General features: G+C 62.5%; 18 protein-coding genes. 6 read left to right on the top strand and 12 right to left on the bottom strand.

What is annotated here, in order from left to right; genetic code table 11:
- Positions 1–3: 3 nt before the first annotated feature.
- The 3 genes from xylB to YH3_RS19400 form a co-directional block, all read right to left on the bottom strand.
- Positions 4–1,401 carry a xylulokinase gene (gene xylB / locus YH3_RS19410; protein ID WP_064443887.1) on the bottom strand — a complete coding sequence of 466 codons (1,398 nt, stop codon included), beginning with the start codon at positions 1,399–1,401 and terminating at the stop codon, positions 4–6.
- Positions 1,402–1,425: 24 nt separating this feature from the next.
- Positions 1,426–1,743: a WhiB family transcriptional regulator gene (locus tag YH3_RS19405; protein ID WP_003946343.1), complete on the bottom strand. Its 318-nt coding sequence runs from the start codon at positions 1,741–1,743 to the stop codon at positions 1,426–1,428.
- 69 nt (positions 1,744–1,812) lie between these two features.
- The gene (locus tag YH3_RS19400; RefSeq protein ID WP_030534904.1) at positions 1,813–2,043 is read right to left on the bottom strand and encodes a DUF3263 domain-containing protein; all 231 of its coding nucleotides are present in this window, start codon (positions 2,041–2,043) and stop codon (positions 1,813–1,815) included.
- A 194-nt stretch (positions 2,044–2,237) separates the two neighbouring features.
- On the opposite strand from YH3_RS19400, the gene YH3_RS19395 reads away from it, so the two are divergent.
- Together YH3_RS19395 and YH3_RS19390 are read left to right on the top strand one after the other, a co-directional pair.
- Positions 2,238–3,425 carry an ROK family transcriptional regulator gene (locus tag YH3_RS19395; RefSeq protein ID WP_003946405.1) on the top strand — a complete coding sequence of 396 codons (1,188 nt, stop codon included), beginning with the start codon at positions 2,238–2,240 and terminating at the stop codon, positions 3,423–3,425.
- Between the two features lie 267 nt (positions 3,426–3,692).
- Positions 3,693–4,994: an MFS transporter gene (locus YH3_RS19390; RefSeq protein WP_064443886.1), complete on the top strand. Its 1,302-nt coding sequence runs from the start codon at positions 3,693–3,695 to the stop codon at positions 4,992–4,994.
- 46 nt (positions 4,995–5,040) lie between these two features.
- Here the strand turns inward: YH3_RS19390 and YH3_RS19385 are convergent, their stop codons facing one another.
- The 9 genes from YH3_RS19385 to YH3_RS19345 all read right to left on the bottom strand — a co-directional run bounded on the left by YH3_RS19385 (position 5,041) and on the right by YH3_RS19345 (position 13,865).
- Complete coding sequence (locus YH3_RS19385) at positions 5,041–5,841, bottom strand: crotonase/enoyl-CoA hydratase family protein (RefSeq protein ID WP_042451070.1); 801 nt, start codon at positions 5,839–5,841, stop codon at positions 5,041–5,043.
- Between the two features lie 65 nt (positions 5,842–5,906).
- The gene (locus YH3_RS19380; RefSeq protein ID WP_238592654.1) at positions 5,907–6,887 is read right to left on the bottom strand and encodes an LLM class F420-dependent oxidoreductase; all 981 of its coding nucleotides are present in this window, start codon (positions 6,885–6,887) and stop codon (positions 5,907–5,909) included.
- 4 nt (positions 6,888–6,891) lie between these two features.
- Positions 6,892–7,293 (bottom strand): nuclear transport factor 2 family protein, encoded by a 402-nt coding sequence (locus YH3_RS19375; RefSeq protein WP_064443885.1) that lies wholly within the window; start codon positions 7,291–7,293, stop codon positions 6,892–6,894.
- Entirely contained in the window at positions 7,290–9,011 is a 1,722-nt protein-coding gene (locus tag YH3_RS19370) for a class I adenylate-forming enzyme family protein (RefSeq protein ID WP_064443884.1), read from the bottom strand. Before YH3_RS19370 ends, YH3_RS19375 begins: the two co-directional genes overlap by 4 nt.
- A 13-nt stretch (positions 9,012–9,024) precedes the next feature.
- Positions 9,025–10,308: an ABC transporter substrate-binding protein gene (locus tag YH3_RS19365; protein ID WP_003939841.1), complete on the bottom strand. Its 1,284-nt coding sequence runs from the start codon at positions 10,306–10,308 to the stop codon at positions 9,025–9,027.
- A gap of 58 nt (positions 10,309–10,366) precedes the next feature.
- Positions 10,367–11,455: a branched-chain amino acid ABC transporter permease gene (locus YH3_RS19360; protein ID WP_030534909.1), complete on the bottom strand. Its 1,089-nt coding sequence runs from the start codon at positions 11,453–11,455 to the stop codon at positions 10,367–10,369.
- On the bottom strand, positions 11,452–12,348 hold the full coding sequence (locus YH3_RS19355; RefSeq protein ID WP_003940241.1) for a branched-chain amino acid ABC transporter permease: 897 nt from the start codon (positions 12,346–12,348) through the stop codon (positions 11,452–11,454). Before YH3_RS19355 ends, YH3_RS19360 begins: the two co-directional genes overlap by 4 nt.
- A gap of 3 nt (positions 12,349–12,351) precedes the next feature.
- Positions 12,352–13,065, bottom strand: a complete 714-nt coding sequence (locus YH3_RS19350) for an ABC transporter ATP-binding protein (RefSeq protein WP_003939931.1) — start codon at positions 13,063–13,065, stop codon at positions 12,352–12,354.
- Positions 13,062–13,865, bottom strand: a complete 804-nt coding sequence (locus YH3_RS19345; RefSeq protein WP_042451072.1) for an ABC transporter ATP-binding protein — start codon at positions 13,863–13,865, stop codon at positions 13,062–13,064. Before YH3_RS19345 ends, YH3_RS19350 begins: the two co-directional genes overlap by 4 nt.
- A 114-nt stretch (positions 13,866–13,979) precedes the next feature.
- On the opposite strand from YH3_RS19345, the gene YH3_RS19340 reads away from it, so the two are divergent.
- The 4 genes from YH3_RS19340 to YH3_RS19325 are packed head-to-tail and all read left to right on the top strand — an operon-like array spanning position 13,980 to position 18,026.
- A complete protein-coding gene (locus YH3_RS19340; RefSeq protein ID WP_042451074.1) occupies positions 13,980–14,567 on the top strand; it encodes a nuclear transport factor 2 family protein in 588 nt (195 codons plus the stop codon).
- The gene (locus tag YH3_RS19335) at positions 14,564–15,334 is read left to right on the top strand and encodes an SDR family oxidoreductase (protein WP_042451076.1); all 771 of its coding nucleotides are present in this window, start codon (positions 14,564–14,566) and stop codon (positions 15,332–15,334) included. Before YH3_RS19340 ends, YH3_RS19335 begins: the two co-directional genes overlap by 4 nt.
- Complete coding sequence (locus YH3_RS19330; protein ID WP_042451078.1) at positions 15,331–16,386, top strand: dihydrodipicolinate reductase; 1,056 nt, start codon at positions 15,331–15,333, stop codon at positions 16,384–16,386. Before YH3_RS19335 ends, YH3_RS19330 begins: the two co-directional genes overlap by 4 nt.
- A complete protein-coding gene (locus YH3_RS19325; protein ID WP_082920612.1) occupies positions 16,383–18,026 on the top strand; it encodes a long-chain-fatty-acid--CoA ligase in 1,644 nt (547 codons plus the stop codon). Before YH3_RS19330 ends, YH3_RS19325 begins: the two co-directional genes overlap by 4 nt.
- Positions 18,027–18,055 lie beyond the last annotated feature (29 nt).

Here is an 18,055-nt window from a genome sequence, read left to right as displayed (position 1 = left end):
CGCTCAGACACCTTCGGTGAGTTCGCGCAACGACGCGTAGCGCTCGCGCACGTGGGGAGCTGGTTCGGCGTCGAATCGTCGCTCTTCCGGTTTCGGCCACACCGGCGGCTGCGTGTCCCCGGACAGTGCCCATGCTGCTTGCCTGCATGCCCCTTCGGCGACGTACTCACCCGGAGCAGGGATCACGACCGGCACTCCGAGAATTGCCGGCGCGATCTCACAGAGAGCGCGCGACTTCGCTCCGCCTCCCACGAGGAGAACTCGCTTCACCTCGACGCCTTGACGAACCAGGTCGTCGACGCCGTCGGCCAAGCCGCACAGGAGCCCTTCGATTGCGGCTCGTGCAAAGTGCGCAGGCGTCGAGTTCTGCAGCCGGAATCCGTGCATGGCCCCCGTGGCGTCAGGGCGGTTGGGCGTCCGTTCACCCTCGAAGTACGGAATCATGACCAGCCCGTCGTTTCCGAGGGGCGCCGTCGACGCCAACCGCGACAGTTCGGCGTGATCGACACCGAGAATGGACGCCGTCGCATCAAGAATGCGCGCGCCGTTGAGAGTGCACACCAGCGGCAAGTGCAGGCCGGTTGCGTCCGCGAATCCTGCCACGTTCCCGCCGGGATCATGCGTGGGGGTGGCCGATACAGCCGAGACGACGCCGGATGTTCCGATCGAGATGATCACGTCACCGGGAACTGCCCCCAAACCCAGTGCGGCTGCGGCATTGTCACCGGTGCCAGGCCCGACAATACCTCCGGAACGTGTACTTCCGATCTTTTCGTTCGGCGATGCAACTCGGGGAACATGCGGGGTTCGACCGCGAAATGCCAACGCCAGCAAATCTTTACGATATTCGCGCGTCGAGGCAGCATAATAGCCGGTTCCACTGGCGTCGCCCGCGTCGGTGGCAAGCTCCTCGATTGAGCCGGACCCACCCAACTTCCAGGACAACCAGTCATGCGGAAGACACACCGCGGCAGTGCGATCGGCGTTGCCGGGTTCGTGATCTGCGAGCCATCGAAGCTTGCTTGCCGTGACCGCGGCAACCGGAACTACACCAACTGCGTCGGCCCACGCCTTGGGTCCGCCGAGCTCTTCGACCAGATCGGTCGCAGCCTTCGCCGAGCGAGTGTCGTTCCACAGCAACGCCGGTCTGACGACCTCGCCGCCACTGTCCAGACACACCATGCCGTGCTGTTGAGCTCCGACCGATACGGCTGCGACGTCGCCGAGCCCACCCGCTGCGGCGATTGCACTGTCCATCGCCTCGAGCCAGCATGCCGGATCTATCTCGGTACCGACGGGATGCGCCGCCCGCCCTTCTCGTACCAGCTCTCCCGAATCGGCATCACGGACAATGACTTTGCACGACTGGGTAGACGAATCGATACCGGCTACGAGGGCCACACTGGCGTCCTTTCCGAAGGACCGTCAGCTCGCGTTGGCGACCGCGGGCATCCGGTTGCTGCGCTTACGCAGCGATCGCACATATTCTGCGCGCTCGGTCTCCGTCATTCCACCCCAGATGCCGTACGGCTCGTGGACGGAGAGTGCGTGTTCGCGGCACTGCTGGAGTACAGGGCACGTCGCGCAGACCTTCTTGGCGTTGCGTTCACGGTTCTCGCGGGCGTGTCCACGCTCGCCGTCCGGATGGAAGTACACCGCGGAATCGTGCCCGCGGCACGCTCCCTGCAGCTGCCAGTCCCACACTTCGGCGGTCGGGTACGGCATCGGAAGGTGCTTGTGCATGATGGCGACCTCAATTCCTTACTCGGGTGACACGGATTCGGGTGACTCTGGGCTGACGCCGGGTCGGACTTATCGACGCCTGACCGATTGGCCGAGTCGATGTGCACAGACCGTTGCGAGTTCGCCGGTGACCGGCGGAGTCAGCGCTACGACGCCGTCGTCGAGAATTGCCTGCAGCCTGCGGAAATACTCGTCCGGGGCGAGGCCGAAGGTTACAAAGATCTCTTCGTCAGGTCCACCGTCGAACTGCTGCCACTTACGTGCGAACTCGACGATCTCTTGTGTATCGGTGCGGCTCATCAGGTTCTCCCCTGTTTGTGCGCCCTGCTTCACAGAAACTGCGACTCGTCTCCTCGGACGCCCGTGGCAGTGAGTCAAGACACAGACTATGCCTACTTCTGCTTTTTCACAAGACCTACTTACGTCTTTTTGTGGACAAAGTATGCGAACTTTCGCACGCTGAAGTTACCGACGAGGAATGCTTGAATAGGACAATGACCCGACCGTCCACGACTCCGGCTACCGCGGGAGAGGTATTCACGCTGATACGCAGCGGTTCCGCAACCACGCGCAGCGAGATCGGGAAGCTCACCGGCCTGTCCAGGACGGCGGTATCGGCCAGGGTTGCAGCACTTCAATCGCTTGGTTTGATCGCCGATGACGACGAGGGCCCGTCGACGGGCGGCCGGCCGCCGTCCACTCTCACCTTCGCGAACTCGTCCGGCGTGGTTCTCGTCGTGGCAATCGGTCGATCGCGGGCACAACTTGCCGTCACCGACCTGGCGGGCACGATCCTCGCGGCAGAAGACATCGACAAGTCGGTCGGGGTCGGCCCCGACGAACTGATGCCCGAAATTGCCGAGCATCTTTCGTCACTACTGGCCCAGGTCCACCGCGCGTCTACCGAGGTCATCGGAATCGGACTGAGCATTCCCGGAACGGTCGACGTCGCCGCGGGAGCAAGCCTCGACTCTCCGATGATGGCGGGGTGGGACGGAGTCGCGCTTGCCCCCTATCTGGCATCGGTGACCACGGCTCCGCTGTTCGCGGACAACGATGCCAACGTGATGGCTCTGGCCGAATTGAGCGAGCGACGCGAGAGTGCGCCCAACCTCCTGATGATCAAGGCGTCAACCGGCCTCGGCGCAGGAATCGTCATGGGCGGAGTCCTCCAACGCGGTTCACTCGGAGCGTCCGGCGAGATCGGGCATACCAAAACCGCTGCAGCGCGGGGCATGAAGTGTCGCTGCGGCGACGTCGGCTGCGTCGAAACTGTCGCCAGCGGTTGGGCTCTCGTGCACGCCCTCCGAGATCAGGGCCGAAGCGTCGGTCACGTGCGTGATGTCGTCCGCCTCGCCCTGGACGGCGACAGCGAAGCCCGCCGGCTCATCAGAAGCAGCGGCCGACTGATCGGCGACGTCATTTCCGGCGCGGTCAATCTCCTCAATCCCGAGGTCCTGATCATCGGCGGCGACATGGCCGAGGCGGACGAACTCTTCCTCGCCGGGCTTCGGGAGTCCGTCTACGGCAACGCAACGGCGCTTGCCACCCGAAAGCTTCAGATCGCTTCGGTCAGCCACGGCGCACAATCCGGCATCCTCGGTTGTGCGGTTCTCGTCCTCGACCATCTGCTCAGCGCCAGGGAAATCGACCTGCGGATCGCGGCGTCACTCCACACGTGAGTCGCTGACTTCTCGCACGCTCCGCATCAAACAATCAGACTTTTCCGGCATCGCTTGTGTTGACGCTCACACTTCTGCATAATTCATTACCTACCGATCATTCGGTTGCCGATATCGACGATGAGATCGCGCAGGAACGCTCCGAGTCAGCCAAAAGCATGCACCGAGCACACCGGCAACGTCGCAGATCGAACAGCGTTTCTCCCCTGTTCCGACTTCGCAGTTTCACCGTGTCGGTGAACCACGTGACTGGCAGAAAGTAGCTCGATGACCACAACCAGAACTGGCACCAAGCCCGCCGCGAAGGAATACGACCGCGCCGCGATGGCGTCGATGGTCGGCACCACCGTCGAGTGGTACGACTTCTTCATCTACGCCCAAGCTGCAGCCCTGATCTTTGCCGACCTGTTCTTCAAGCCGATGGGCTCGGCCGGCCAGATCGTCTCCTACGTCACGGTCGGCATCAGCTTTGTCTTCCGTCCTCTCGGTGCCATCGTGGCCGGCTATCTCGGCGACAGGATCGGCCGCAAACGTGTCCTGGTCGCGACGTTGGCGATGATGGGTGCCGCGACGGTTCTCATCGGCGTACTGCCGACGTATGCATCGATCGGAATCTGGGCACCGATCCTGTTGATCCTGCTTCGCGTCGTCCAAGGATTCTCGACGGGCGGCGAATGGGGCGGGGCCGCTCTTCTTGCCGTCGAACACGCACCCACCAAGCGTCGAGGATTCTTCGGAGCGTTCGTACAGATGGGAGTACCGCTCGGAATGTTGCTCGCCACCGGCGTTTTGGCACTGTGCACGTTCACCCTCACGGACGAACAGTTCACCACCTGGGGATGGCGAGTGCCGTTCCTGCTCAGCGTCGTGTTGATCGGCGTCGGCTTCTACATTCGAAGCAAGGTCAGCGAGTCACCCGTATTCGCCGAACTCAAGGAACGCCGCACCGAGAGCAACACGCCTATCCGAACTCTGTTCAAGAAACACCCGAAGCAGGTCGTACTCGCGGCGCTGTCCTTCATCGGCACAAACGGCAACGGCTACATGGTGATCGGCGGATTCATCGTCGCGTACGCAACCAAGACCTATGGCCTGGGTAAGACCGAACTACTGATTGCCACGCTCGCAAGTGCCGTCACGTGGGGCGTTTTCACCATGATCGGCGCCTACTGGTCGGATCGACGCGGCCGCACCACGGTGATGAACGTGGGCAACCTCGCAATGGTCCTCTTCGCGGTGCCGTTCTTCCTCCTCATCGACACCGGGAATCTCGGCTGGATCTACGTGGCGATGATCCTGTTCTCGGTCGGACTCGGGCTGTCGTACGGACCTCAACCCGCGTTGTTCGCCGAACTGTTCCCGGCTTCGATCCGTTACAGCGGTGCGTCGATCTCCTACGCGGTAGGCACCATCTTCGGCGGCGCCTTTGCTCCCACCGTCGCACAGTGGCTCCTCGGCAAGACCGGTGGCACCCTTGCCATCTCGATCTACCTCGCCCTGCTGGCCGCGGTCTCGTTCGTCGCCACGATGCTCATCAAGGATCGATCAGGACGAGACCTGATGGTGTGATCGACCTGAATGTGGACGCCCAACGGCGTCGCGATGCCGGAGTTTGTCAGCCGAACTTTCGAAAGGCGAACTCCGGCAACTTCTTCGCAGCATTCGCTGTACGCACGATCTTGTGGTTCTTGCCTCGCATCAGCGCCAGTTGGATCCGCGATTCGATCCAGAACGCGCCGCGAGGCGAGCGGTTCCAGGTCTTGTGCAGCAACGTCTTCGTCGCTGCGACGGCGTCCGGCGAGCGAACCGCGATCTGCGACAGCAGTTCCTGCGCCGGCTTGATCGGATTGTCGCTGACTCCGCTCACGAACCCCCACTCGAGAGCCTGATTTCCGTCGAACAGTTCAGCAGTCATGGCGAGGCGTTTCACGACGTCCATTGCCGCGAGTTCGCGCATCGTGACCGTTCCGGTCATGTCGGGGATCAATCCCCACTTCGCCTCCATCACCGAGAACGTGCAATCGGGGGTGGTGAATCGAAAGTCTGCGGCGAGCGCCAATTGCAGTCCCCCACCGAAGCAGTGCCCGTGAACGACCGCGATGACCGGCACGGGCAATTCGCGCCACACCCAGCACGCGCGTTGGAAGAGGTTGGTCTTCTGACCGGGAAACTTCGCGAAGGCCTTTGCCATCCGCCTCGGCTGCTTGCCCGCAGAAGCGAAGTCCAACCCGGCCGAGAACGCGTCACCCGCGCCTTGAAGAATCACGCCCCGGATCGAACGATCGGCTTCGATAGTTCGAGCGGCGTCCACCAGGGCGTCGAGCATGTCCAGATCGAGACCGTTGAGTTTCTCCGGTCGGCTGAGCGTCACGTACGCCACCGACTGCACTACCTCGACACGAACGCGATCACTCACGGCTACTCCTTCGGTTAGACATACCCCCGACGAACTTACCTGAGAGTAAGTTCGTCGGGGGTCCGTCATGCCATCTCCGCAAGAAGTTCCATGGTCACTTTGCCGGCAGGATCCGAATCAGTGGATGAAGGCACGGCCACGACGGAGTCCACTCCCGCCGCTCGGTACGCCTCGAGTTGCTCGCGGGCATCGGCCGGAGTCCCGACGATTCCCACCGTTGCCACCATCGCGTCCGAGACCTGGCTCAAGAGCTCGCGCGGCGCGGCCCCGGCCCTGGCTGCCTCGATCACATCAGCGAAGCCCGCGCGGACGAACATGTCCGAGTACCCCGGAGCAGCCAGATACGGTACGAGCCCGCGTCGAAGTTGATCGATCGACACCTGTGACGGTCCATTCTCGGCGACGGCAGCCGGTGCCCACACCGACACGAAAGGCATGCCGGTTTCCAACTCGGCAGCGATTTCCTTGCACCGAGTGATCAGACGACCGGCCTGCTCCGCACTCACCAGATTGAGCACCAGTTCGTCACCCAACTCCACGGCGGCCCGAAGAGCCTTGTCTCCGAATGCCGCAACGATCAGCCGCCCACCTGGCGGCTGAAGTCGCAGCCGATATCCGCTGGTGCGCATCACCGTTCCGGCGACTTCGCCCCGCTCGCCGTTCATGAGCGCTCGCACACCGCGGGCGGACTCCGCGAGCGCCCGAGCTGCCCCGGACCTGCTTCGTCCATGCCATTTTTCGACCACGACAGTGCTGGACGTACCCAAGGCGATCGACACGTGGCGCCCGGTGAGATCGGCCACCGACGCCGCCCCGATCGCGATCATCGCCGGATCACGAACCGTCACCGCGAGGGGGCCGACCACCAGTTCGGAGTACTCGAAGCCGACGCCGACCGACGTCGCCAGCGCAAAGGCGTCGTACGTCGCCATCTCCCCCACCCACACTCGGCCGAACCCGAGTTTGTCGGCGAGGCGCGCGGTAGTGGTCACCTCCTGCGGCGGACGGTCCTGCCACAACCCCAGGGAGATGTCGATGGTCGGCAAACCTCTACTCGAAGTCGGAGACAAGACCCATTCCCTCCAACAGTGTCGGACGGTCGTAGTACTCGAGCCACTCGGTGATCCGTCCGTTTGCCATGCTGAGGATTCCGACAACAGGAACGACGCCATGGGTACCGTCGAAGTGGAAGTCGTCCACTCGCTGCACAAATACCCTTCCGTCGATCACGCCGAGAGACTCGATCTTCAGTGTGATCCGTTCACACTTGCTTGCCAGTAACGCAATTCGGCCCGCTACAGCCTCCTTGCCGACAAGAGGTTCCTGCATCACGCTGTGGAGCACACCGTCTTCGGCGAACAGGTCGACGACGCGTGCCCAGTCCATGACGTCCCACGCCTGGAACATCTCACGCGCCAACGCAAGCTTGTCACTGTCGTTCATCACACTCATGCCACACTCTTCTGTCGAAGCTCACGCTTGAGGATCTTTCCGGTCGAATTGCGCGGCAGTTCTTTCCGAATCTCCAGCCGCTCGGGAAGTTTGTACGACGCGATGCGCTTGTCCTTCAGGAACGCGACCAGAGCGTCCAGCTCGAGTTCCGTCTCGGGCCGCAGCGTGACCACTGCTGCGACGCGCTCACCGAGTACTTCGTCGGGGTCGCCGATGACGGCCACGTCCGCAACGGCCGGATGCTCGGCGATCAATCCCTCCAGTTCGGCTGGGGCGATGTTCATTCCGCCGCGGATCACGAGGTCCTTACCCCGGTCCAGGTAGCGGAGAAACTGCCCGTGATCACCGGCAATCTCGAAGATGTCTCCGGTGCAGAGGAATCCGCGCTCGTCGAACGGAGACGGCCGATCGCCGAGATAGCCGGCAAAGACCGTCGGTCCGCTGATTCGCAACTCACCCGGGTGCCCGACTTCCGTGATGTCCTCGCCGGTGACCACGTCGACCAAGCGAACGTCCATCCAGTCCGAGATTCTGGTGCTCCAGCGGAAGTTCTCGACACCGAAACGAGGGAAGTACCGTGCGCGGTCGTCCGGATCCGGCATGTCCGCAGGCGAGGAGAGCAGACTGATGCCTTCGTTGGAGCCGAAGAAGTTGATGACTCCGATTCCATATCGCTCCTGCCATCCCCGCACCATCGGAGGTTGCAGTGGCACCGAACCCGAACCGATCCGAGTCAAGCTCGACAGGTCGACCGCCGCGAGCATCGACTCGTCGGCGAGCAGCATCCACAACAGCGCAGGCGGCGCTACCGTGTACGTCACGCGCTCGGCCTCGATCTGCCCGAGGAATACTCGAAGGTCGAACGGGTGATGCTGTACCAGTACACATCCCGTGCGGAGCCACGGCAGGAACATTCCGTTGATTCCGGCCATGTTGACCATCGGGAACGGGTTCAACAAGACGTCGCCGACTCCGATGTCGGGAGCGTCGATCGTGGCCCAGCAGATGGCCAGCCACTCGTAGTGCGAACGTGGGACCCCCTTCGGTTCGCTTTCGGTCCCGGAGGTCCAACAGATCGTCATCGCATCGTTGGGGTCGTTGGGATCTTCGGTGATTCGTACATCCAATTCACTGCGCTGTGTTTCGGTGGCCGCCCGAGGACTCAGCCCCACGACACCGGCGGGCAACTGGGCCGGAAGCTCGGATGCGGGAGCGTAGGCGAACACCGATCTCAGAGAGGGAATCCGGGATCTGATTGCAGCGATCTCCGTAGCAGGGAGTCTGTCACCAAAACTGGGTACGGTGACAAATGCTGCAAACGCCGCCAGGTTTGCCATTCCTTCCACTTCACGTTCGCGGTACTGCATGGGCAATGGCGAGACCACGATCCCCAGAGACCACGCTGCAAGGTAGACCTCGACCAATTCGACGGTATTGGGCATCTGCACGCCCAGAACATCTCCCCGGCCCAAACCCACCTCGGAGAAGCCGGCAGCGAGCGCGATGACTTCGCTCTCCAGTTGGTTCCAACTGAGGCGTCGCGGATCTCCGCCGGACAACTCGCTCCGGTTCGCCGGATCAACCACGGCAAGTTCGTCACCGCGTACCCGCACCTGCGCCCGGAACACCTGATCGATCGTCTCGTCGGACCACCACCCCTTCGAGGTGTATTCGTCCACCTTGACGCGAGGGTGCAATCCCCTGTGTGCCTTGTTCATTCGCGTACTCGTTTCAGTTCTCGTAACGGCCGGAAATGTCGATCACGTCGCCTTGCTTCTCGAACGCCTGGGTAGCGGCGTTCCACTCGAACGGCTGGAATGCCAGGATTCCCAATGCATGGTCCGCGGTCATCGTGAATTTGATTCCGTCGATGAACATCGGCGGGTGGTAGTCCTGCGTTCGTGCGGCACTCATGATGCTGGCGCGTGAGAGTCCGTCGGATGACTCAGAGGCCCGAGTGAAGTTGTCCACCAACAGGTCACCGATGGCCCAGCCGTTCACGGTGTAGCTGTTGGTCGGGGAATCGGCACCGTGAGCAGCCGCACCGGCCAGGTAGTCACGTACCGCCGCGTCATCCTTGTAGAGGGCGTTGTTGGGATCCTTGAGCCACACCATCACCTGCTGCCCGTCGGCAGCATCACCGGCGGGCGCATACAGCGTCGCACCGTCGACGCAGTTCGACGGTTGAATCACGGTGTCGGGCTTCCATCCGACACGTCCGATCGCCTGGGTGATCGCGAGGCAATCGGTGGTGACACCGGCCACCACCAATACCTCGGCGCCACTGGCTTTGAGGGTCGATGCCGCCGTCTTGGGGTCGGTCAGCGCCTCTTCGGCTGCGATCTCGAAGTTCGTTCCTTCGATCGCGGACTTGAAGCCGTTGGCGATCCCTTGTCCGGACTCGGTCTGGTTCGTGGCCAAGGCAACCTTGGCGCCGCTCGGATACTTCTTCTTCAGGCTTTCGACCACTACCTCCATCTCGACGCCCGGATCCGGTAGATACTCCGTGGTCCACGGAAAGTCTTCGATCACCCGGAACTCGGGCATGCCTGCCTGCGCGAAGAGCAGTGGAACACAGGCAGTGGTCTGGTCGTCCGCGATGGCGTTCAACTGGCCTGCTCCGAACGTGCCCAGAACGTCGACCTTGTCCTTCTGAATGAACTCTCCGACATTGGCTTTGGCGCGCTCCGGGGAGAAGGCATCGTCCTTGACCACGACGTCGAGCTTGACGCCGCCGACGCCGCCGGCCGCGTTCTCGACCTCGAACCGTGCTCGCATTCCTTCGATCACGTTGCCGACCGCGTCGGCGAGCGGGCCGGACGTCGGCCCACTCCACCCCACCGTGAGTTTGTCGGTGATCGGCGCCGCGGCACCACTGGGATCGCTGCAGTCGTCGACCGATACTGCTCCGGCCGAGGTCGACGTGTTGCTCTCTGCGTCGGAGTTACCTCCGCAGGCCGAAAGGAGTAGTGCCGCAGCGGCGATGACTGCGGGAATCGTGGTCTGCCTTTTCATATCGTCCAGTTCCTTGCTGTGAGTTGAGAGAAACGAGAGTGGGCGAGGGAGACGGCGCTCAGGTGCGGGGTTCACCTTCGCGATACTTGGGATGATCTGCGGGAACCACGAGGACAAACCGTCGGAGAACGCTGTTGATCCGGCCGACGATTCCGTCCGGCATCAAGAACACGATCGCGATCAGCACCGCGCCGAACACCACTCCCGACACGGGGCCGTCGGTGACGCTTCCGGTGTAGTACGGCAGGAACACCACTGCCGTAGCCCCGACGATCGGGCCGAATTGCGTTGCGATTCCGCCCAACACCAGTCCGGTGATGAACTCGATCGACTTCATCAACGAAAAGGACTCGGGTGAGAGCGCGCCGATGTACATCGTGAACAGCGAACCTGCCAGACCGGTGATCGCGCCGGAAAGTCCGAAAGCGAGAATCTTGACCCGCGCGACGTTGATGCCGTTTGCACTCGCCGCAATCTCGTTGTCGCGCACCGCAACCATTGCCAGACCGAATCGACTCTTGACGAGATTGCGGATCAGGAGCATGACCACTGCCAGCGTCACTACCGAAACCCAGAAGATCCAGAGATAGGTGTCCGCGCGGGTCAAACCCGTCCATTTCGGCGGGACCAGAAGATTCGCACGAACGACCATGCCGGCCGCGCCACCGGTGAGATCCCCGGTCTTGCGGATCACTTCGGGAAACGCCACAGCGACGGCGAGGGTAACGAGGGCCAGATACAGCCCTTTGATCCGCAAGGAGGGAAGCCCGACGAGAAGTCCTAGTACGAAACACAATACGACTGCCATCGGGATTGTGGTCAACGGCGAGTATCCGCGATCGACGATCAGAACGCCGGTCGTGTACGCGCCGAGGCCGAAGAAGGCAGAATGGCCGATCGACAGAAGTCCGGTGTACCCGCTGACGATATTCAGTCCGGCGATGGCAATCGCGATGATGAAGACACTCGTGAACTGCCCTACGCGAAACGGCGCGCTCTGCGACACGAGGAGCAGGGCACAGACGGCAGCCACCAGCAGAACCAGTTGGAGTATCCGGTACGACGTCGATCCGGCAACCACCACACGCGGCTGCCTGACTGCCTTTTCGGCGACCGCGGGTTCATTTCTCTCGGCAAGCGTCGTCATACCCGCTCCAGTTTCTTGGTACCGAACAGTCCATTGGGTCTGACGAAGAGAATCACCACGATGATCAGTAGCGCGGATGTCTGCTGCAGCGAACCGCCGATGACCGAAATGTAGCCGCTGAGCATCGATTCCAGAACACCGATCGTCAACCCACCCACAACTGCGCCGACAAGACTGTCCAGACCGCCGAACAGCGCTGCCGCAGATGCTGCGATGAAGATCGGGAACATGGTCGTGAGGCCGAGTTGTTGCGGCGAGAGCGGAGTGACCAGGACACCGGCCAGTGCGCCGATCGCTGCCGCAACACCCCAGCCGATTGCGAGTATCCGGCTGGTCGGAACTCCGGCGAGAGTGGCAGATTCGGCATTGTCCGCGACGGCACGCATGTGCAGACCGACTCTCGTCTTGCGAAAGAGCAAGGACATCAACACAAGTAGGACAACGAGCGCAACCAGTACGCCCAGTGCGTCGCCGTACACGCGCGCGCCGCCCACCGAGATGTAGTCGGTGGGACCGTTGGGAAACGGGCTCGGCATGATCTTCGTTTCGCTCCCCCACAGCATTCCGGCCAACGAGTTGAGCCCGGTGAACAATCCCAGTGCCACTATCAGCACTGCCATGTCACTTCTACGTTGAACCGGCCGGATGAGCAGACGCTCCATCAACGCCCCGAGCAGGAAGCCGAGAGCGAGAGCCGCTCCGATCGCGGCCCAGATCGGCCAGGACATCGTTGTGAGCCACCACGCCACGAAGGTTGTGAACAGGGCCAACTCGCCCTGAGCGAAGTTGATCGTGCCGGTGGCACGGAACACCACCACGAGTGCCAGCGCGAGAATTGCGTAGATCGAGCCGTTGGTCAATCCGGAGATGAGTCGTTCGAGAAAGAGTGTCACCGTTTACTCCTGGTACCCGAGATAGGCGCTGCGCACGACGTCGTCCGAACGAAATTCCTCGGGCGTGCCGGCAGCGACGATGGTGCCTACGTCGAGCAGGAAGACCTTCGACGCGAGTTTCATCGCGAGATCGGCATTCTGTTCCACGATCAGCAGTGCAGTTCCGTCGCTCCGGTTGATCGCACCGAGCGTGTCGAACAATTCGGCGATGACGATGGGCGCCAGACCCAGGCTCGGTTCGTCGCACAAAAGAAGGGTGGGACGGCTCATCAATGCCCGCGCGACCGCGAGCATCTGCTGTTCACCGCCTGACAGCGAACCTGCCAACTGTGTGGACCTCCTCGCGAGCACCGGAAATGTCTCACACCACCGCTCGATGTCGGCCTCGATCTCCGCCTTGTCGTTGCGAAGCGCAGCGCCGACGAGCAGGTTGTCACGTACCGACAGTTGACCGAGAGTTCCACGGCCCTGTGGGACAAGGCTGACGCCGGCGGCCACGGCGCGTTCAGGTTTGGATCCGAGCGGCGAACCGTTGAAGGTGATCGTTCCCTGGTGCGGAATCAATCCGGCAAGCGCGCGCATCATGGTGGTCTTGCCGGCACCGTTCGCGCCGAGAACAACAGCGACCCCGCCGGGTTCCACGTCGAGCGACACCCCGTGCAGTACATTGCCTCGCCCGTAACCGGCATGCAGATCATCGACGCTCAGCAGGCTCATGCCGCTCGCCCCAGATAAGCATTGATCACGGCGTCGTTCTGCTGGATCTCCGCCGGAGTACCTTCAGCGATCTTGTGGCCGAAGTTCAGTGCGACAACGTGATCGGAGATACCCAGCACCAATCCCATGTGGTGTTCGACCAGAAGCGCTCCGAAGCCGAAGTCGTCGCGGAGCGAGACGATCAGTTCTCCCAACTCCTTGACTTCGCTGTGTGTGAGCCCGCCGGCGGGCTCGTCGAGCAGAAGCAGCGAAGGCTCGGACATCAATGCTCGTGCCAGTTCGACGCGCTTGAGTGTTCCGAACGGAAGGCCTGCTGCCGGCGCGTTCGCGACGTCGACGAGTTCGAGGCGTTCGAGCAGGTACCAGGCCTTCTCTCGCAGTTCTCGGACTCGGGCGCGCGCTGGAGGCCAGCCGAGAAGCCCGCTCGCCAGTCCGAAGCGGCCCCGAGACGATCCGCCGACCATGGTGTTGTCGAAGACGCTCATGCCGCTGAACAGTGCGAGATTCTGGAAGGTCCGAGCGATCCCTGCAGATGCCATTGCATAGGGCCGCAATCCCAAGAGGTCGGTTCCTTGCCAGGTGATGACACCGCGACTCGGTTCGTAAATCCTTGTGATGCAGTTGAACAGCGTGGTCTTACCAGCGCCGTTCGGCCCGATGAGTCCGCAGATCTGGCCGGCGTGGACGTCGAAGCCGACGTCGTCGAGAGCCGTGACTCCGCCGAATTCGATCGATACATCGGAGAGCGTGAGTACGACCGGGTCATTCGCAGGTTGTGCGGGTGGTGTGTTTCCAAGCATTGGTTTCACCTCCTCGTGACACTTCAATTAACAGTGTGATAGAGATTACTACAGTAAACAGAGGCACTCCGTCAACGTGCGGCCCCCGATCCGGAGCCGAGAAGGGACATCATCGTGAGGTCCAACAACATTCACGCAGTCGACAGCGGCGGGGGCCCAGACGTCAGGGACTACAGCCGGGTCGACGCTCTCGTCGCCAAGCAGGAAATCTACGAGGTTCTGGCTCGTTTCCTCCGGGCTGCCGATCGCGGAGACGTCGAGGACGCCAGGCGGTGTTATCTACCCGGCGCAACCGAAGACCACGGGGGTGTCTTCACCGGCACCGCCGACGACTACATCGACCACATCGCCGGGGCCATCACTCACCCACGGTCACTGACGACCCACGCAATGACCAACGTCCTGATCGAACTCGACGGGGCCACAGCACACGTCGAGTCCTACGTGCTTGCCTTCGCACGAATCAAGCACTCGGACGGCATAGCCGACACACTCACCGCGGCGCGCCTGATCGACCGCTTCGGCTACGAGGACGGCAGGTGGGGAATCCGCCACCGCGCACTGCGGTGGGACTGGAACCACGACATGGCCACAGCCGAAGGCTGGATCTTCGGGATGCTCGCGCCTGAAACGTCCTTGAAGAAGAGCAAGAAATTTCCCGACGACCTCATCTACACACGGCAGACACAGGAGCACTCATGACAAGGTTTCGCGGAACGCCGATAGAGGGCGCGACTGTCCTCGTCACCGGCGCCAATCGAGGGCTCGGCTTGGCCTTCGTCCAACAGGCGAAGTCGATGGGTGCCGCCAAAATTTATGCAGGGGTGAGAAATCCCGACGAGGCGCCCGCCGAGCTGCGATCCACCGGAGCACACATCGTCGAACTCGACGTGACCGATCCAGGACTCGTCGATGCAGCGGCCAGGGCGTGCGGTGACACCACAGTGGTCGTCAACAATGCCGGACTGTTCACCGGGAATCGGTTGATCGAGGCCGACGACCAAGCGGCTGCGCGAGCCGAGATGGAGGTCAACTACTTCGGGCCTCTGACGATGATCCGCGCCTTCGCGCCGGTACTCGCCGCCCGCGGCGGAGGATCGATAGTCAACGTCCTGTCGGTGGCCGCAATCGCTCCGACCGCCTTCATGGGTGGCTATTCACCGGCCAAGGCGGCTGCTCTGTCGCTCGGCGGCATCGCTCGCGCCGAACTCGAACCGCACGGCATCACCGTCACGTCGTTGATCGTCGGCAGCGTCGATACCCGCATGGCGTCACATGTTCAGGGCCACAAGGAAAATCCTCTGGACATCGCCGCGACCGGACTCGCCGCCACGCAACGCGGTGAGTGGACGTGCGACACAGATTTCATGGCAATCGATGCCCGTGCGCGTCTGGCCCGCGACCCGATTCGGTACGAACGCGGTCTGGGCAAGCTCCTCTTCGCCGGCGAACTGACCACTCGATCATGAGCGATCCGATTCGTGTTGCCCAGTGGGCGACCGGTGCCATCGGCAAGACAGCGCTACGCGGAATCATCGATCGTCCCGACCTCGAGTTGGTCGGCCTCTACGTGTACAGCGACGCCAAGGCGGGTCGAGACGCCGGTGACATCGCCAGACGAGCACCGACGGGGGTGATCGCTACACGCGACGTGGACGAGATCATCCGCTCGCGCCCACAGGTTCTCATCCACAGTCCGCGGTTGCAGATTCCGTACGAACGCCACGACGACGATCTGTGCCGTCTGCTTCGCGCCGGGATCAACGTGATCACGACGGCCGGGCAGCACTTCCCCCGCGCACACGGCACCGAACGCGAGCACATGTTCGCCCAAGCATGCAAGGAAGGCGATTCGACGCTCTTCGGGGTCGGCGTGAGCCCAGGTGTCATCGGCGAGCGATTGGCGTTGGCGCTGACGGGAACATCGATCGAACTCGACCGAATTACGATCGACGAGGTGCTCGACGCTCGCGGCATGCCTGACCCCGACTTCGCGTTCACCGTCATGGGAATGGGTTCGCCCCCGGAGGAACTGGACGGAACCGGGCCGTTGCCCTCGCTGTACGCGTCGCTGTACCTCGAGACCATCGCGTTCATGTGCGAGCGCCTGGGCGTCACCTACGACGGGGTCGTGTCCGATCACAGGGTCGTTCCGGCACGTACGGATCTCGACGTCGCCGCCGGACGCATCGCCGCGGGAACCGTCGGAACCACCGAATGGCGCTGGCACGCAATGGTCGACGGAAAGCAGTTCCTCACCCTCGCCATCATCTGGACCATGGAACCTGATCGCGACGAATACGCGGGACGGGACCAATGGGAAGTCCACCTCTTCGGCAAACCCGAGATCGTGATGACCGTCAACCTGGTCGAACCACAAGATCCGAACAGTCGCACGACAGCCGGTCAGTTCATCACTGCAGGCCCGGCACTACGCGCCGTCGAGCATGTACTCGCTGCTCCCGCCGGCATTTTCGAACCCCCTGTCTTTGCCCCCTTCAGATTGGAGCATTCAGCATGACAACTCAGCCGACGGACGTAGGTTCGACTGCCACCCGTGAACCTGCCACCCGTGAACCTGCCGTCCGTGAACCTTCCGTGAACGCGCTCCTGCCCGACGGTCGCCCCGTGCAGAATCTGGAAGACTTGCTACGCAGCCGGGCGATTGCCAGTCCGGAGAGCACCGCCGTCATCTCCGATGACGGGCGTACCAGTTTCCGCGAACTCGACATCGAAACAAATCGTGTCGCGAATGCACTTCTGCGCGATGGTGTTCGACCCGGCGACCGGGTGGCGTACATCGGGGCCAATGCACCGTCTTTCCTCTCCGTCCTGTACGGATCTTCGAAGATGGGCTCGATCCTGACGGCCGTCAACAATCGGCTGGCACCGGGCGAGGTCGACTACATCCTGAGCAACAGCGAGCCGACCGTTGTCGTACTCGGAGCAGGCGATGAGGGCCTCTCCGACGTCGCCGCGGCGGTCGGTAGCGTCCGGACCGTCGTCACGGTGGACGGTTCCGGAAACTCGATCTCGTGGAACGACTGGCTTTCCGGTGTCGGCGACGACGATCCGGGGTCGTCGCGCCGCCCCGACGACACAGCGCTGATCTTCTACTCGTCGGGAACCACCGGTCACCCGAAGGGAATCGAACTCACCGGCGCCAACCTCGGCCGTGCCCTCGCCACCATGTATCACCTGCTCGATCTCGACACCGACTCCGTGGCTATGTGCCCGGTTCCGTTCTTCCATGTGGCCGGACTGGGTCTCGCCCTGGTCACGACGCTCGGCGGTGGCGCTCTACTGCTCGAGACCATCGCCGGACCTCTCGAACTCGTCGCGCTGATGCAGGAGTACAAAGTCACGCATGCGGTCGCCGTTCCCGCGGTGATCAGCGTCCTGACCTCCCTTCCGGCTGTGCGCGAGGCAGATTGGAGTGCCCTGCAGTTCCTGGTCTACGGAGCCGCGCCGATGCCACTGCCCCTGTTGCAAGACGCGACCGAGGTCTTCGGGTGTAGTTTCCTGCAGGCATACGGACTCACCGAGTCGACCGGCGGCGTCACCATGCTGACCCCGGAAGATCATCGGGCGACCGACGAGTCGACCGCGCATCGGTTGAAGTCCGTCGGGCAGCCGATGTTCGGAGTGCCCATCCGCATCGTCGATCCCGTGACGCTCGAAGACGTCCCGGTCGGTACCCGCGGCGAGGTCGTCATCGGCGGCGCTCACGTCATGAAGCGTTACTGGCGTAACGAAGCAGCCACTGCGGCCACCATGTTGGACGGTGACTGGCTTCGCACCGGAGACGGCGGATCGTTCGACGAGGACGGCTATCTCTACCTCCACGACCGCCTCAAGGACATGATCGTCTCCGGCGGTGAGAACGTCTATCCGGCCGAGGTGGAGAGTGTTCTCTCCGGGCACCCCGGCATCCGCGAGGTGGCGGTAGTCGGCGTTCACTCCGATCGGTGGGGTGAGACTCCCCTTGCCGTAGTCGTTCGAGCTGCTGATTCGGATGCAACCGAAGCGGAGATCATCGAGTGGTCACGCGAGCGACTGGCTCACTTCAAGTGCCCCAGTGCAGTTCGGTTCATCGAGGAGCTGCCACGCAACGCTAGCGGGAAGCTGCTCAAGACTCGTTTGCGACAGGACTTCGCTTGAGTCCATGACACGAATTCGGGGCCGGTCGC

It is taken from the genome of Rhodococcus sp. YH3-3 (assembly GCF_001653035.1).
Taxonomy (GTDB): domain Bacteria; phylum Actinomycetota; class Actinomycetes; order Mycobacteriales; family Mycobacteriaceae; genus Rhodococcus_F; species Rhodococcus_F qingshengii.
Note: the sequence above shows the minus strand (reverse complement) of the source record. Positions and strands in the feature narration are given on the sequence as shown.

What these genes read in the sequence shown, in the direction of transcription:
- YH3_RS19325 (WP_082920612.1), top strand. Translation starts at nt 16,383, where the DNA reads ATGACAACTCAGCCGACGGACGTAGGTTCGACTGCCACCCGTGAACCT.
- YH3_RS19370 (WP_064443884.1), bottom strand. Translation starts at nt 9,011, where the DNA reads ATGAACAAGGCACACAGGGGATTGCACCCTCGCGTCAAGGTGGACGAA.
- YH3_RS19405 (WP_003946343.1), bottom strand. Translation starts at nt 1,743, where the DNA reads ATGCACAAGCACCTTCCGATGCCGTACCCGACCGCCGAAGTGTGGGAC.
- YH3_RS19375 (WP_064443885.1), bottom strand. Translation starts at nt 7,293, where the DNA reads ATGAGTGTGATGAACGACAGTGACAAGCTTGCGTTGGCGCGTGAGATG.
- YH3_RS19360 (WP_030534909.1), bottom strand. Translation starts at nt 11,455, where the DNA reads ATGACGACGCTTGCCGAGAGAAATGAACCCGCGGTCGCCGAAAAGGCA.
- YH3_RS19395 (WP_003946405.1), top strand. Translation starts at nt 2,238, where the DNA reads ATGACCCGACCGTCCACGACTCCGGCTACCGCGGGAGAGGTATTCACG.
- YH3_RS19400 (WP_030534904.1), bottom strand. Translation starts at nt 2,043, where the DNA reads ATGAGCCGCACCGATACACAAGAGATCGTCGAGTTCGCACGTAAGTGG.
- YH3_RS19390 (WP_064443886.1), top strand. Translation starts at nt 3,693, where the DNA reads ATGACCACAACCAGAACTGGCACCAAGCCCGCCGCGAAGGAATACGAC.
- YH3_RS19365 (WP_003939841.1), bottom strand. Translation starts at nt 10,308, where the DNA reads ATGAAAAGGCAGACCACGATTCCCGCAGTCATCGCCGCTGCGGCACTA.
- YH3_RS19335 (WP_042451076.1), top strand. Translation starts at nt 14,564, where the DNA reads ATGACAAGGTTTCGCGGAACGCCGATAGAGGGCGCGACTGTCCTCGTC.
- YH3_RS19345 (WP_042451072.1), bottom strand. Translation starts at nt 13,865, where the DNA reads ATGCTTGGAAACACACCACCCGCACAACCTGCGAATGACCCGGTCGTA.
- YH3_RS19350 (WP_003939931.1), bottom strand. Translation starts at nt 13,065, where the DNA reads ATGAGCCTGCTGAGCGTCGATGATCTGCATGCCGGTTACGGGCGAGGC.
- YH3_RS19330 (WP_042451078.1), top strand. Translation starts at nt 15,331, where the DNA reads ATGAGCGATCCGATTCGTGTTGCCCAGTGGGCGACCGGTGCCATCGGC.